This window comes from Serratia sp. ME47, assembly GCF_903970925.1.
Lineage (GTDB): Bacteria > Pseudomonadota > Gammaproteobacteria > Enterobacterales > Enterobacteriaceae > Serratia > Serratia ureilytica.
Genome location: NZ_CAJCKE010000006.1, coordinates 168,801 through 181,816 on the forward strand (window position 1 = coordinate 168,801; position 13,016 = coordinate 181,816).

Sequence of the window (13,016 nt, forward strand, 5' to 3'; positions counted from 1 at the left end):
CGGCGCGCAAAGAAAAACGGTCGAAATAATGATCTGAGAATAAGCGGTTTATGCGCCGACCGTTCAGATAATTATTGCGACCGTTTATTTTTTTGGCCGCGTTGCCGCGGCCAGAGGGTAAAAAGCTAACGCTTAGCGATAAATTTCCGCATTGCCGCGCCAGTTGCTGGAGTCCCCGGGGGTGTCCAGACCGATAATGCGATAATGACTGGCGCCGTCCGCCGCGGCTTTTTCTTTCAGGGCGGTGATGGCGTCATGCGGTGAGCCGCTAACGCCGGAAACCGACACGACGCCGAGGCTTTGCAGATTGGCAGCCTGCTCGCTGTTGACCTGTTTTACCGACGACAGCGGCGCGGCGAAAGTGGAAAATGAAGCGGCGGCGATCAATACGGCTGCGATGCTTGGGATAAGTTTCATGATTGACTCCAGGTGTTCTTGTTTATTAGCTCGTTGTCAGTGATGTTAATTATCCGCTAGCCAATGAAAACGGACGTCATGCAACGTAAAGAACATCAATCATTGTGAGGAGAATAAGGAGGAAGTGAGAGCGGGTGTGTATTTTCAGGCGAGAATGACTTTATAGGCTTCACCTTACCCCTATTTGATGAACAATTAAAGACGGCGCGTGATAAAGAATGCGCGCCGCGTCTATTTAAGATTTTTTACCCGCCGGAGCGCGCTGAGCTACGCTGAATTTTGTGGCTTACCCTTTTAAGGAAGAACGCTTATGTCGCAAAACCTGCTGCGCGTGCGTGACGGTCAGGGCGCGTCGGTCTCATTTTCCGAGCTGCTGTTCGATCTGATCTACGTTTTCGCCGTGACCCAACTTTCCCACTATCTGTTGCATCACCTGACGCTGACCGGCGCGCTGGAAACCCTGCTGCTGTGGTTCGCCGTCTGGCTGGCCTGGCAATACACCGCCTGGGTCACCAACTGGTTCAATCCGGATACCCGCCAGATCCGCCTGTTGCTGTTCGCGATCATGCTGCTGGGGCTGTTCGCCGCCGCCGCGTTGCCGCAGGCGTTTGGCGAACGCGGTCTGATCTTCGCCCTGTTCTACGTCGCCATTCAGGTCGGGCGCTCCGCCACGGTATTGCGCCTGCTGGCGCCCGATCATCCGTTAAAACAAAACTTTCGCCGCATTCTCGGCTGGCTGTGCATCTCCGCCGTCTTCTGGATCGCCGGCGGGCTGGCGGAAGGCCATGTTCGCCTGGCGCTGTGGGCGATCGCCGTCTTGTGCGAGTACGTCTCGCCGATGTTCGGTTTTCACCTGCCGGTGCTGGGGCGCTCGGACAGCAGCAGCGAATGGACCATCGAAGGCCACCATCTGGCGGAGCGCTGCCAGCTGTTCGTGATCGTGGCGCTGGGGGAAACCATTCTGATCACCGGCGCCACCCTGAGCGAAATGGAAAGCTGGAGCCTGCCGGTGCTCATCGCTTCGCTGGTGGCCTTTCTCGGCAGCCTGGCGATGTGGTGGGTTTACTTCGCCACCAGCAGCAAAGCCGGCAGCCACGCCATCAGCCAGGCGGAAAATCCCGGCCAGCTGGGCGCTTATTTCCATTATGTGCACGTCGCGCTGGTGGGGGCGATCATCGTCTGCGCCGTGGCCAACGAGCTGGTGATCGCCCATCCCGACGGCCGCATCCAACACGCCACGGCGGCGGTGCTGCTGCTCGGCCCGGCGATTTACCTGTTCGCCAACGCGCTGTACAAACGGCTGGTGTATCGCCGCTTCCCGCTGTCGCATCTGGTCGGGCTGCTGGCGCTGGCGGCATTGGCCCCGATCGCCTATTTAACCGACCTGCTGATGGTCAATGGCCTGACGACGCTGTTCATGGTGGTGGTGGCGGCGTGGGAGAGCATCTCGCGCGGCAAAGCGCCGCAGCGGCACGCGCAAGCCTGAAGCAAACGGGGACGTCACCGCCCCCGCTGTGAGATTGATGACAAACCTCATGCCATTACCGGGTTTGCAGAGAGCAGCGGATAAAAAAACAAGGAAAATCAATTTATTGATTTTCGGCTGATGGCCACAAAGGAGGAAAAACCACGTTTTTTCCTCCTTTGTCAACGGTCTGACGGGGGCGCAATCGCCCCCGATGTCGGTCACTTCAAGGATTGCGGCAAGGTGAGCACCCAGAGCTCACTCAGCGATTCCGGCTGCTCCAGAGGGCGCAATTCGATGCGGGCGTCGGTTTTGTCACCGTCGAGGCTCAACCGCCCTCCTTTCTCCAACTGATAGTCGCCGATTTTCTTGCTCTTTGGTGACGCATCCACCAGCGTGGCCTGCAAGCCGAAATCGTTGTCATTGATCACCGCCAGCGTGCGATCGTCGATCAGCGCCAACCCTTCCGCTTTCTCCTGGCGCCAGCCCAACTGACGCAGATCCGCCACTTCCCGTTTCTGCGCCAGCTTCACGCCGCGTTTGGCGAGATCTTTCGCATCGTCGAACTCCAGCGCTTTACCCTGGCCGTCAAACGCGCTCAGATCGCTGGCCTGCGCGAGATCCACCAGATAGATCTTGTTGATCATTGACTTATCTTTACCGGTTCCCTGTTCAATCAACAGGATGCGCTGGTTGTCCAACGCCACGACATCGCCAATTTTGGCGTCTTTGGCTTTTTTATAGCTGTCGATATCGATGGGATAGCCGTACATGGCGGTTTTGCCACTGCGCGGATCGAAGCTCACCAGCCGGGTAAACTGCGCCTTGTTTTTGCTTTTGCCATCGACATCCAGCGTGCTCTGCACCGCCGCCAGAATTCGCCCGTCCGGCATCCGGGTCAATCCTTCAAAACCGCGGTTGGGCTGACGCCATTTCAGGATGTTCGGCAAACCGCCCGCCACCGCCTGTTCGCCGGCCTGCGGCGTTGGGCCATATTTGGCGAGGATTTTACCTTTGCCGTCGATATGGATCAGAAACGGGCCGTACTCATCGCACAGCCAATAGCCGCCGTTGCCGTCACCGGTCACCCCTTCGGTATCCAACCCGCGGCGATCGCCGGACAGCGGCTGCAACGCGTCGTTCAACGCCACTTCGTTTGTAGAACCAATCAGCTCGCCCGGCAACGGCAGCCCGCCGATCGGCCCTTTTTCGTCGTGCAAGGGCCGCGCATTCTCGGCTACGGCCTTGCCGCCGCCGATACGAATGTCCATCAACAGAGGCGTGAATTGCGGATTGGCGAAAATCTTGGCCTCTTGCTTGCCTACCGCAGGAGCATCGGCATTCGGGCCGCGATCGGTCAGCGTCGTCAGCACCAAATCGTCGCCCTGCTTCTTGTTGAACATCAATCCGGAGCCGATCCCTACCGGCAATCCCTGCGGGAAATGCTCGGCGAACGCCCCCTGATAGGCGACGCGTTCCCCGCCGGGGAAACCGACCACATAACGCGCCACCTCAATGTCGGCAGCGTGAGCCAATACCGGAAACAGTGAAGCCAACAGCAGGGAGAGCGATTTTATTTTCATATTTTTTACCCGAGGTTAAATGAAGCGTTGTCAGGCAGAAGACGATATTAATTTAGCATGACACTTAGATGACAATAGGCAATTCGTCAAATGCACATCAGGCAATAAGGTTGGCTGGCAAATAGAAATTAGCAATTAACCTGAGCGTATTGAATGGAGAAAACCGCTGGAAAAAACCGCCCGGAAATAGCCCGTCGTTTTGCTTAGGGTAAATTCTTATAACAAAGATAAAAAAATCGGCAAACGCGCGTCAACATGGCGAAAAACGGTGTTTTTCTCATAGACAAAATAAAATGTCAGGGATTTAATACCGCCGTTATTCAAGGTGCATTAAGAAAATTCTATAGAATATCTGCATGAACTTAAAAAGCTGTTCTATAGTTTTTAGTGCTAACGCCCGTTAGTCTATTCCGCAGGATGGAATCTATGTCAAAGCGACTTTTTGCTGAATTTTTTGGCACATTTTGGTTGGTGTTTGGTGGTTGTGGTAGCGCAGTATTAGCCGCGGCATTCCCACAGCTGGGTATTGGTTTCCTCGGCGTCGCGCTCGCTTTCGGCCTGACCGTGGTGACGATGGCCTATGCCGTCGGCCATATTTCCGGCGGGCACTTTAACCCGGCAATCACCGTTGGCTTATTCGCCGGCGGCCGTTTCGCGGCGAAAGACGTGATTCCTTACGTTATCGCACAGGTGATCGGCGGTATCGCCGCAGCGGCGGTGCTGTATTTGATCGCCAGCGGCAAAGCCGGTTTCGACGCCACGGCAGGCGGTTTCGCCTCCAACGGTTACGGCGAACACTCTCCGGGCGGTTATTCTCTGCAATCAGCCATCGTGATTGAGCTGGTGCTGACCGCCTTCTTCCTGATCGTTATTCATGGCGTGACCGACAAACGCGCGCCGGCAGGCTTTGCCCCGTTGGCGATCGGCCTGACGCTGACCCTGATCCACCTGATCAGCATCCCGGTGACCAACACCTCCGTCAACCCGGCGCGCAGCACCGGTGTAGCGATCTTCCAGGGCACCTGGGCGCTGCAGCAGCTGTGGGTGTTCTGGCTGGTGCCGCTGGTCGGCGGCATTATCGGCGGCCTGATCTACCGCTGCCTGCTGGAAGACAAAAAATAAGCGCATCGCAGCCGATAGCGTTTCACGGGGCAGCCTTCATCGGCTGCCCCGTTGCTTTCAGCCCTTCGTCACGTCAAACATCATGATATCGCTGGTGAAGGAGCCGTCCGGCTGAATGGCGAAATGCGCCGCCACCTCCTGCGATACGCTTTGCTGCAGCGCGCGGATCGCGGTGACGAAATGCGCCGGCGTGCGCATGCGCGCCACCCAACTGCCGAACTCCAGCATCAATCGATCCGACGTCACCTCACGCACCACCAGCCCGGCCTCGGTCAATAACGCCAGCCACTCGCCCGGCGCATAGTTGCGCACGTGTGAGGTGTCACGCAGCACTTCCACGGTTTGCAGGTAGATATCCAGCAGCGGATGCCCCGGCGAGACCACGTCCATAAAAATCGCTCTGCCGCCCGGCTTGAGTACCCGCTTGACCTCACGCAGCGCCTGGCCGACGTCGTGCCAGTGGTGCGCCGAATAGCGGCTGATGACCAGATCGAAGCTGGCGTCCTCAAACGGTAAAGACTCCGCCACGCCCTGCTGCAGCTGAATGTTACTCAAGCCTTTTTCCGCCGCCGCCTGCTCCACCACCGCCAACATTTGCGCCGACAGATCGTAGGCCACCACCTGCGCCACCCTGGCCGCCGCCGTGAAGCTGGCGTGCCCGGCGCCGCAGCCCAGATCGAGCAAGCGCGCTTCGGCGTGCGGCGCCAGTAACCGCGCCAGACGTTGCAAATCCTTGCCCTGCGCATGCACCGCGCTGGTTAAATAGGCATTGGCCTGCTCGCCGAACTGCCGGTCTACCGCATTGTTATGGCTGTTGCTGTTGCTCATGTTTGCTCCTGTTATTATCCGGCTTGCGCCTGTGCCTGAAGGCTTTCGGCTACTATAATTAGGCTACTATACGGGTACAATATGAGCAGTTATCCTGGTATAAATAGGTACCATGCTATGTCATCAGAAGCCTTATCCGGGCCAAAAGCCCTCGGCGCGTTTCTGCGCGCGCACCGCGAACGCATCACGCCGGAAATGATCGGCCTGCCCAGCTCTTCGCGCCGCCGCACCAGCGGCCTGCGCCGCGAAGAGCTGGCGCAAATCAGCGGCATCAGCGCCACCTGGTATACCTGGATCGAACAGGGCCGCGAGGTGTCCATTTCCCCTTTCACGCTGGCGCGCATCGCCAAAGCGCTGCGGCTCGGCCCGGCCGAACGCCACTACCTGTTTACCCTGGCGCGTATCGCCGACCCCGAGCAGGAAGCGCACCGCGAAACCGCCAATGACGCGGTGCTGCAAAGCGTACATCAGATGACGGTGCCCTGCTATCTGCTGGACGTGAGCTGGAACGTCGTCGCCTGGAACCCGCAGGCGGCGGCGCTGTTCAGCGGCTGGCTGGATGTGGCCAACAGCCCCAACCTGCTGCACTTCATGTTCTTCCACCCGTTGGCGAAAACGCTGGTCAGCGATTGGGAAAAGCGCGCGCGCCGCGTGGTGGCCGAATTTCGCGCCGAGACCAGCCATCATCAAAATACCGAAGAGATGCGCGCCTTCGTGCGCAACATGACGCACAACAGCGCGGACTTTAATCACTGGTGGAAGCAACATGACGTCATGGCGCGCGAAGGCGGCGAAAGAGCGTTCGAGCATCCTCAGCAAGGCGCGCTGCGCTATCGCCAACTCACCTTCCATCCGGTGGAGCACGCCGGTCTGAAGCTGGTGATGCTGATCCCGCTGCCGCAATTGGTAACAAATTCATAGGCAGGTTTACCCGCCATTTATTTATTGGTTCATGTAAACGCGCTAGGGTAATTGATACCGATGATAGTGATCATCCAGCACCGTTATTTATCTCCTGAGGTACTCCTATGCAATCCGAAGAACAACGCCTTATCGATGGTCTGTTTGGCCGCCTGAAAGAAGCCGAGACCAAGACGGGCCCACGGGATCTCCAGGCAGAGCAGCAAATCAACCAGCATATTCGCGAGCAGCCTTCCGCCCCTTATTACATGGCGCAGGCGATGATTATTCAGGAAGCGGCGCTCAAGCAGATGGATCAGCGTGTCAAAGAGCTGGAGGCCCAGGTGGCGCAGCTGCAGCAAACCGCCAACGGCCAGCAGAGCAGCGGCGGCTTCCTGGCCGGCCTGTTTGGCGGCGGCAGCCGCAGTACGCCAAGCCCGCGCGAACAGTATCAGGCGCAGCAGCAAAATACGGCGGCCTGGAACAACGCGCAGCAGCAGCCGCAGCAACCGGCCTATGCCCCACCGCAGCAGGCGGCGCCTTCACGCGCCGGCGGCTTCCTGGGAGGCGCCTTGCAAACGGCGGCGGGCGTCGCCGGCGGCGTGGTATTGGCCGACATGCTGACCGGCATGTTCCGCCATTCGCAACCACAGGAAATCGTAAATATTATCGAGGAAACCCCGGCGCCGCTGGACGACAGCGCAATGCGCAATTTCGACGCCTCCAACAACCTGGATACCTTCAACAACGGCGATGGCGGCAGCTTCCTCAACCAGGACAACGGCTTCCAGAACGCCAACTATCAGGACGACACGGACTACGCCGACGACGATTACAGCGACGACGACTCCTTCCTGTAATTCCCTTCGCCCCCTCTCACCCGCAGAGGGGGATTTCCCGTTTCGCCATTCTGGTCTACAGTGAACACTGTTCATTCATCCAGCAGAGAGAAACGATGACAAGCTTTAATCCTTCCACTCCTTTCTTCAGCGAACGCCTGCAGATGCGCCCACCGGTGATGGGGGATCTCGCGCGTTTCTACGCCATCTTCGGCGATCCGCAAACGCAGCGTTTCAATCCCGCCGGCCCACTCACCAGCGAAGCGCAGGCCGCATCGGCGCTGCAAGAGAGAATTTCCGGGTGGCAACAACACGGTTACGGTTCCTGGGCGATCGCTCTGCGCGAACGGCCGGATTGGATTATCGGCTTTGGCGGATTGTCCCGGAAACCGCTCGGGGCGCAGCGCACCGTGAACCTCGGCTATCGCTTCGATACTCGCGTCTGGGGCATGGGATTGGCCACCGAGATGGCGCGGGCGTCGCTGCAATACGGTTTTGCCGGATTGGCGCTGGAGGAGATTTCCGCCATTGTGCGTGCGGAGAATCAGGCTTCGTGGCGAGTGCTGGAAAAGATCGGCATGCAGCGGGTGGATACGCTGGATGACGTGCCCGGCGCGGCGCCGAGCCTGGTGTATACGCTAAAGCGCTGCGACTATCAGGGCTGATCGTCGCTGATTTTGGCCAACGCCATGCGGTAAGATTTGACCTTCTGGCGCTTTTTCAACCAGGTGGCGGTAGAGACGATGAATACCGCGCCCGACATCGCCAATACGCCGGTTGGATGGCCATAAAACACCATCAAGGCAAAGTAGACGGCGGAAACGATCGCCACCCATTTCGCCGTATTGCCCATGTCGTTTTTCTCTTGGGTCAAACGGCGGATGTGCTCTTCTTCACTGATTCCCATACGCGCTCCTTGTTGGCTGAATGACCCATTATATGGAGCTGGAGTGCTGATATTTCAAGCGGTTGGATGGTAAAGAAGCGTAAAGCTCAGGCCGGCGGCTCCCGCCGCCGAGGCAGATAGCGCCCGGGCTGGTCGGCACCCGGCAGGCCGCTGCCGTCGTTGCGGCCAAACAGCCGGTAGCGATTGCCGGCGACCGCATCGTAGATCTTGTCCGCCAGTCGCGGCGGCAGGAAACGCGCCAACGCCAGCGCGCGGTACGGCCATCCCACTTGGCGCAGCGCCCGAAACAACGCCGCCGAACGCAGCCAACAGCGCCCCTGTTCCACATAGACCACGGAATCGAAACGATCGGTCGGCAATCCCAGCGCCTGCAGGATTGCCTGCCCTTCGACGGATTGCACCGTCGCCAACAGAATGCGCCGCTGCCGATCGGCGCGAACAAGGTATCTCACCAGCCCATGACACAGGTTGCATTCGCCGTCGAACAACAACGCGCGATCGCCGGGCTGCAGATAAGGCAGCTGTGATAAAGGGGTCATCCCGCCTCCCGAAAAATGCTCGCCTTAGCCTAACGCGCCTGGTGCGCCCAGGCCAGAGCGGGATGACGGGGCGTGTTAAGGCGCGGGCGGTGCGTCAGGCACCGCCACCACCGCGACGCGCACTTCGTAATGTTTGGCGCTGCCCGCCGGGATCACCGCCGTCAGTTTGTTGATGGTTTCCACCGGATTGTCGCTGGCCGAGGTGGCGCAGAACAGCTCACCGCCGCGGCAGAACCCCGGCTTGGGCGGGTGCCCGCCCGGGAAAGGCGGCATGCGCATCGGTTCATCCGCCACAGGCGGCAACGCTTTGGCCGCAGGCGCCTCGGGGGCAGACATCGCGCTCGCACTGAACAACAGCGCCATGCCCATGCAGGGCAGCGCCAGGATCTTGATTGCTTGTTTCATTGAATTAGCCTCATTTGCCGGGTTCGGGATTACGCTACCCCGTCCCCGGCCCATGAGAAAGCCGCTTTTCGCTACCTTTTCGCCCCGCTGCGCTTTGCTTACACGCGCTTAACGTGATGAGAGGCAAAAGGTTGGGTAAAGGGCCGTCGCGTTACTTGCCGTTCGTCAGCGTGTTGTAGCTGGTCATCAGATTGCGGTAGTCCGGGATATGGTTGGAGAACAGCGTGCCCAGGCCTTCGATGTCGTTGCGCCAGTCGCGGTGCAGCTCGCAGGCGACGCCGAACCAGGTCATCAGCTGCGCGCCGGCGGCCTCCATGCGGCTCCAGGCTGACTGACGCGTCAGCTCATTGAAGGTGCCGGAGGCGTCGGTCACCACAAAGACCTCGAACCCTTCATTGAGCGCCGACAGCGCCGGGAATGCCACGCACACTTCGGTCACTACGCCGGCGATGATCAGCTGCTTGCGGCCGGTGGCTTTCACCGCCTTGACGAAGTCGTCGTTGTCCCAGGCGTTGATCTGGCCAGGGCGAGGAATGAAGGGAGCATCGGGGAATTGGGCTTTCAGTTCGGGCACCAGCGGGCCGTTGGGGCCGTTTTCGAAACTGGTGGTAAGAATGGTCGGCAGGTTGAAGTACTTCGCTAAATCACCCAGCGCCAGCACGTTGTTTTTAAACCGATCGGGATCGATATCACGCACCAGCGAAAGCAGCCCTGCCTGATGATCCACCAGCAATACGGCGGCCTGGTCTTTGTCGAGGCGCTTGTAATTTGCAGTCATGGTTTTACTCCTGTGGGGTTGATGTTGCGGATGAAACGCCCCGCCGCAGGGCGGGGCGTTGAGGTTTAAGTGTAGCGCCTGAGCCGGGGAACACTGTCCGCCCCAGGCGCCAAGGTTCAACCGGCGCTCGCTTCGGCGTTCATGCTGCCGAACTTGCCGCTGTTGAAATCGCGGAACGCCTGCTGGATTTCCGCGTCGCTGTTCATGACGAACGGGCCGTAGCCGACGATAGGCTCATCGATCGGTTCGCCGCTCAGCACCAACAGCGCGACGTCGTTGTTGGCTTCGATGGTGATCGAATCCCCCGCCCGGTCGAAACGCACCATTTGGGTTTCGCGCACCACGTCTTCACCGTTAACCAGGATCGCGCCGTGCAGCATCACCAGCGCCAGCGTATGGCCTTCTTTCACCGTCAGTGTGGTGGTATGGCCGGCATTCAGCTTCATATCCCACACGTTAAGCGGGCTGAAGGTGCGCGCCGGGCCGGCGTGGCCGCCAAAGTCACCGGCGATCACCCGCACCTGCCCTGCGCCGTCCGCCAGAGGAACCACCGGAATATCGGCGTTCAGCAGCGTCTGATAGCCCGGCTCGGCCATTTTGTCCTTGGCCGGCAGGTTGACCCACAGCTGTACCATTTCCATGGTGCCGCCCTTGCGCGAGAAGTCCCGCGAATGGAACTCTTCGTGCAGAATGCCGGAGGCGGCGGTCATCCACTGGACGTCGCCGGGGCCAATCACCCCGCCGCTGCCGGTCGAGTCGCGGTGTTCCACTTCGCCCTGATAGACGATGGTCACCGTTTCAAACCCGCGATGCGGGTGCTGACCCACGCCACGGGTGCCGGAGGCGGAGCGGAATTTGGTTGGCGCTGCGTGATCCAGCAGCAGGAACGGGCTCATTTCCGCCCCCAAATCGTTATAAGAGAACAGCGAATTCACTAGGAAACCGTTACCGACCCAATGTGCTTCCGGGCTGTTGTGAATACCGAGGATTTTTTTCATCTTGAACTCCGGTTTCAGACCTCACGGCCTTAAGTTGATGTCAGAAGTTTAATCCGCCGGGGTTTGCTGCAGTAGTAGGCAAGATGTACACTCAGCGTTCTACTGGTAGAACGATAAGGGATGCGATGCTGACCGATCTGAACGACCTGTTTTTCTTCGCCAGCGTGGTCGATCACCAGGGATTCGCCCCCGCCGGCCGGGCGCTGGGCATTCCCAAATCCAAACTCAGCCGCCGCGTAGCGCTGCTGGAAGAGCGGCTGGGCGTGCGCCTGATCCAGCGCTCGACACGGCGCTTCTCGGTGACCGAGGTCGGCCAAACCTATTACGCGCACTGCAAGGCGATGCTGGTGGAAGCGGAAGCCGCGCAGCAGGCGATCGAACAGACGCGCGCCGAGCCCTGCGGCACGGTGCGCATGTCCTGCCCGGTGGCGATCCTGCACACTCGCGTCGGCAGCATGGTGGCAGCCTTTATGGCCGATTATCCCAAGGTGACGGTGCATCTGGAGGCCACCAACCGCCGGGTGGACGTGGTGGGGGAAGGGTTGGATCTGGCGATCCGCGTGCGGCCGCCGCCGCTGGAGGACAGCGATCTGGTGCTGAAGATCCTGGCGCAGCGCACCTGGTGCGTCGCCGCCAGCCCGGCGCTGGTGCGCACCCTCGGGCCGGCGCAAACGCCGGAAGACCTGCGTAAATACCCGACGCTCGATCTCGGCCCGGCGCGCGCTCAGCACCAATGGCGGCTGACCGGCCCACAGGGTGAACGGGTGGAGTGGGAGCACACGCCGCGGCTGGTCACCGACGACATGCTGATGCTGCGCACCGCCGCCATCGCCGGCGCCGGCATCGTACAACTGCCGGCGATGATGATGCGCGACGACATGCTGCGCGGCGAGCTGGTGCAACTGTTGCCTGGCTGGCAGCCGCAGGGCGGCGTGGTGCACGCGGTCTACCCGTCGCGCCGCGGCCTGCTGCCGGCGGTGCGGCTGCTGCTCGACTATCTGGGTGAGCAGTTCGCCAGCATTGAAGAAGAGTAATCAGGCGGTGATTTCGATCGCGTTGCCGTCCGGATCGCGAATGACGGCCTCGTAGAAGCCGTCGCCGGTCCAGCGCGGCGCGGACAGCAAGATGCCCTCCTGCCGTGCGCGCTGCGCCAACCGATCGACCTGCCGCTCATCCCCCAGCGACAGCGCGATGTGCGCCCAGCCCACCCGCTCCTCCTGCGCCTGCGCCGGCAGCAACGTCGGCACGCGCATGATCTCCAGCGTCGGCCCGGCCGCCAGGCTGACGAAGCGGGAAACGAACCCCGGCCGATTGCGGCTGACGTACTCCTCTCCCGCTTCACCGTTGAAATAGCGCTGCCAGAACGCCAGCTGCGCGTCGATGTCACGGGTCCACAGGGCAACATGGGCTATTTTCATCATCATTCTCCGGTCGATAAATCGCTGTGCCAGATCTGGCCGCCGCCCTGCGCCACCTGCTGCTCAAGCTGCGGGTGCGCGCCGCGCGCCGTCACCAGATGATCCACCCGCCCGGCGGGCAGGAAGGGGTAAGGGGCGTAGGTATTGAGTTTGTCGCGGGTGCACAGCACCGCCACGCTGCCGGCGCGCGTCAGCAACCGCTTTTTGAACGTGGCGTCCTGGTAACTCAACGCGGAGAAGCCGCCGGCCGGGTCGTAGGCGCAAATGCCGGTGAACACCAGATCGAAATGAAATCCGTCGATCTCTTCCGCCGCCTTGGCGTCCACGCAGCCGCCGACCTGCGCATCCAGTTCGCCGCCGATCAGGATGGTGCGGATCCCCGGCCGTTCCAGCATTTTGCCGGCGATGCTCAACGCATTGGTTACCACCGTCAAACGCCGATCGCGCGGCAACAGATCCGCCAAATACAGGTGGGTGCTGCCGGCATCAAGGAAGATCAGCTGTTCTTCGCCGATCACCCCCAGCGCGGTCTGTGCCAGCGCCAGCTTCTCATCACCGCTGAGGGCAATGCGTGCCGCAACGGGGCCTTCGGCCGGCGTCGGCGCCAGCGCACCGCCATAGATGCGTTTGCACAGATTCTGTGCCGCCAGCTGACGCAGGTCGCGGCGGATGGTCGCTTCGGTGGTATTCAGCCGCTGCGCCATCTCCAGAGCCAGCACTCGCCCCTGTTGGCGGAGCGTGTCGAGAATGGCCTGATGGCGCTCATTCGGTAACAGTTTGGACATCATATCAATCCGGTGATGCTAAAGTGATCATG

Annotated in this window: 16 protein-coding genes; 6 read left to right on the forward strand and 10 right to left on the reverse strand. The window is 60.3% G+C overall.

All coding sequences use genetic code 11. The features are described from left to right. Positions 1-132 precede the first annotated feature (132 nt). On the reverse strand, positions 133-417 hold the full coding sequence (locus tag H7A77_RS09340) for a YdgH/BhsA/McbA-like domain containing protein (RefSeq protein ID WP_033634035.1): 285 nt from the start codon (positions 415-417) through the stop codon (positions 133-135). A 310-nt stretch (positions 418-727) separates the two neighbouring features. Here H7A77_RS09340 and H7A77_RS09345 point away from each other — a divergent pair, with 310 nt between their 5' ends. Continuing rightward, positions 728-1,903, forward strand: a complete 1,176-nt coding sequence (locus tag H7A77_RS09345) for a low temperature requirement protein A (RefSeq protein ID WP_182074085.1) — start codon at positions 728-730, stop codon at positions 1,901-1,903. Positions 1,904-2,103: 200 nt separating this feature from the next. On the opposite strand, the gene H7A77_RS09350 is transcribed toward H7A77_RS09345, so the two are convergent. Further along, positions 2,104-3,465, reverse strand: a complete 1,362-nt coding sequence (locus H7A77_RS09350; protein ID WP_072628304.1) for an esterase-like activity of phytase family protein — start codon at positions 3,463-3,465, stop codon at positions 2,104-2,106. 426 nt (positions 3,466-3,891) lie between these two features. Here H7A77_RS09350 and aqpZ point away from each other — a divergent pair, with 426 nt between their 5' ends. Beyond that, positions 3,892-4,587: an aquaporin Z gene (gene aqpZ, locus H7A77_RS09355; RefSeq protein WP_025301712.1), complete on the forward strand. Its 696-nt coding sequence runs from the start codon at positions 3,892-3,894 to the stop codon at positions 4,585-4,587. Between the two features lie 57 nt (positions 4,588-4,644). Here aqpZ and H7A77_RS09360 read toward each other — a convergent pair whose 3' ends face one another. After that, a complete protein-coding gene (locus H7A77_RS09360; RefSeq protein WP_072628305.1) occupies positions 4,645-5,415 on the reverse strand; it encodes a class I SAM-dependent methyltransferase in 771 nt (256 codons plus the stop codon). A 117-nt stretch (positions 5,416-5,532) separates the two neighbouring features. On the opposite strand from H7A77_RS09360, the gene H7A77_RS09365 reads away from it, so the two are divergent. The 3 genes from H7A77_RS09365 to H7A77_RS09375 all read left to right on the forward strand — a co-directional run bounded on the left by H7A77_RS09365 (position 5,533) and on the right by H7A77_RS09375 (position 7,819). Further along, positions 5,533-6,336: a helix-turn-helix transcriptional regulator gene (locus tag H7A77_RS09365; RefSeq protein ID WP_182074086.1), complete on the forward strand. Its 804-nt coding sequence runs from the start codon at positions 5,533-5,535 to the stop codon at positions 6,334-6,336. A 107-nt stretch (positions 6,337-6,443) separates the two neighbouring features. Further along, positions 6,444-7,175 (forward strand): DUF2076 domain-containing protein, encoded by a 732-nt coding sequence (locus tag H7A77_RS09370; protein ID WP_182074087.1) that lies wholly within the window; start codon positions 6,444-6,446, stop codon positions 7,173-7,175. Between the two features lie 95 nt (positions 7,176-7,270). Beyond that, complete coding sequence (locus H7A77_RS09375; RefSeq protein WP_182074088.1) at positions 7,271-7,819, forward strand: GNAT family N-acetyltransferase; 549 nt, start codon at positions 7,271-7,273, stop codon at positions 7,817-7,819. Here H7A77_RS09375 and H7A77_RS09380 read toward each other — a convergent pair. From H7A77_RS09380 to H7A77_RS09400, 5 genes are all read right to left on the reverse strand, one after another. Further along, the gene (locus H7A77_RS09380; protein WP_033642017.1) at positions 7,810-8,061 is read right to left on the reverse strand and encodes a hypothetical protein; all 252 of its coding nucleotides are present in this window, start codon (positions 8,059-8,061) and stop codon (positions 7,810-7,812) included. The two genes, H7A77_RS09375 and H7A77_RS09380, sit on opposite strands and share 10 nt — an antisense overlap. Positions 8,062-8,147: 86 nt before the next feature. Further along, on the reverse strand, positions 8,148-8,600 hold the full coding sequence (locus H7A77_RS09385; RefSeq protein ID WP_042783761.1) for a thiol-disulfide oxidoreductase DCC family protein: 453 nt from the start codon (positions 8,598-8,600) through the stop codon (positions 8,148-8,150). Between the two features lie 75 nt (positions 8,601-8,675). Next, positions 8,676-9,005 carry a hypothetical protein gene (locus H7A77_RS09390; protein WP_033651052.1) on the reverse strand — a complete coding sequence of 110 codons (330 nt, stop codon included), beginning with the start codon at positions 9,003-9,005 and terminating at the stop codon, positions 8,676-8,678. Between the two features lie 151 nt (positions 9,006-9,156). Next, the gene (gene ycaC, locus H7A77_RS09395) at positions 9,157-9,783 is read right to left on the reverse strand and encodes an isochorismate family cysteine hydrolase YcaC (RefSeq protein WP_004928476.1); all 627 of its coding nucleotides are present in this window, start codon (positions 9,781-9,783) and stop codon (positions 9,157-9,159) included. Positions 9,784-9,899: 116 nt separating this feature from the next. Continuing rightward, positions 9,900-10,781 carry a pirin family protein gene (locus tag H7A77_RS09400; protein ID WP_016928920.1) on the reverse strand — a complete coding sequence of 294 codons (882 nt, stop codon included), beginning with the start codon at positions 10,779-10,781 and terminating at the stop codon, positions 9,900-9,902. A gap of 125 nt (positions 10,782-10,906) precedes the next feature. On the opposite strand from H7A77_RS09400, the gene H7A77_RS09405 reads away from it, so the two are divergent. Further along, positions 10,907-11,815: a LysR family transcriptional regulator gene (locus H7A77_RS09405; RefSeq protein ID WP_004940584.1), complete on the forward strand. Its 909-nt coding sequence runs from the start codon at positions 10,907-10,909 to the stop codon at positions 11,813-11,815. On the opposite strand, the gene H7A77_RS09410 is transcribed toward H7A77_RS09405, so the two are convergent. Both H7A77_RS09410 and H7A77_RS09415 read right to left on the reverse strand, forming a co-directional pair. Next, positions 11,816-12,199: a VOC family protein gene (locus tag H7A77_RS09410; protein ID WP_033642012.1), complete on the reverse strand. Its 384-nt coding sequence runs from the start codon at positions 12,197-12,199 to the stop codon at positions 11,816-11,818. A gap of 2 nt (positions 12,200-12,201) precedes the next feature. Next, a complete protein-coding gene (locus H7A77_RS09415) occupies positions 12,202-12,984 on the reverse strand; it encodes a DeoR/GlpR family DNA-binding transcription regulator (RefSeq protein WP_033642011.1) in 783 nt (260 codons plus the stop codon). Positions 12,985-13,016: the final 32 nt, after the last annotated feature.

Coding starts and splice junctions, on each gene's coding strand:
- aqpZ (WP_025301712.1), top strand. CDS start 3,892: ATGTCAAAGCGACTTTTTGCTGAATTTTTTGGCACATTTTGGTTGGTG.
- H7A77_RS09415 (WP_033642011.1), bottom strand. CDS start 12,984: ATGTCCAAACTGTTACCGAATGAGCGCCATCAGGCCATTCTCGACACG.
- H7A77_RS09390 (WP_033651052.1), bottom strand. CDS start 9,005: ATGAAACAAGCAATCAAGATCCTGGCGCTGCCCTGCATGGGCATGGCG.
- H7A77_RS09370 (WP_182074087.1), top strand. CDS start 6,444: ATGCAATCCGAAGAACAACGCCTTATCGATGGTCTGTTTGGCCGCCTG.
- H7A77_RS09340 (WP_033634035.1), bottom strand. CDS start 417: ATGAAACTTATCCCAAGCATCGCAGCCGTATTGATCGCCGCCGCTTCA.
- H7A77_RS09400 (WP_016928920.1), bottom strand. CDS start 10,781: ATGAAAAAAATCCTCGGTATTCACAACAGCCCGGAAGCACATTGGGTC.
- H7A77_RS09350 (WP_072628304.1), bottom strand. CDS start 3,465: ATGAAAATAAAATCGCTCTCCCTGCTGTTGGCTTCACTGTTTCCGGTA.
- H7A77_RS09360 (WP_072628305.1), bottom strand. CDS start 5,415: ATGAGCAACAGCAACAGCCATAACAATGCGGTAGACCGGCAGTTCGGC.
- H7A77_RS09410 (WP_033642012.1), bottom strand. CDS start 12,199: ATGAAAATAGCCCATGTTGCCCTGTGGACCCGTGACATCGACGCGCAG.
- H7A77_RS09380 (WP_033642017.1), bottom strand. CDS start 8,061: ATGGGAATCAGTGAAGAAGAGCACATCCGCCGTTTGACCCAAGAGAAA.
- H7A77_RS09365 (WP_182074086.1), top strand. CDS start 5,533: ATGTCATCAGAAGCCTTATCCGGGCCAAAAGCCCTCGGCGCGTTTCTG.
- H7A77_RS09375 (WP_182074088.1), top strand. CDS start 7,271: ATGACAAGCTTTAATCCTTCCACTCCTTTCTTCAGCGAACGCCTGCAG.
- ycaC (WP_004928476.1), bottom strand. CDS start 9,783: ATGACTGCAAATTACAAGCGCCTCGACAAAGACCAGGCCGCCGTATTG.
- H7A77_RS09345 (WP_182074085.1), top strand. CDS start 728: ATGTCGCAAAACCTGCTGCGCGTGCGTGACGGTCAGGGCGCGTCGGTC.
- H7A77_RS09385 (WP_042783761.1), bottom strand. CDS start 8,600: ATGACCCCTTTATCACAGCTGCCTTATCTGCAGCCCGGCGATCGCGCG.
- H7A77_RS09405 (WP_004940584.1), top strand. CDS start 10,907: ATGCTGACCGATCTGAACGACCTGTTTTTCTTCGCCAGCGTGGTCGAT.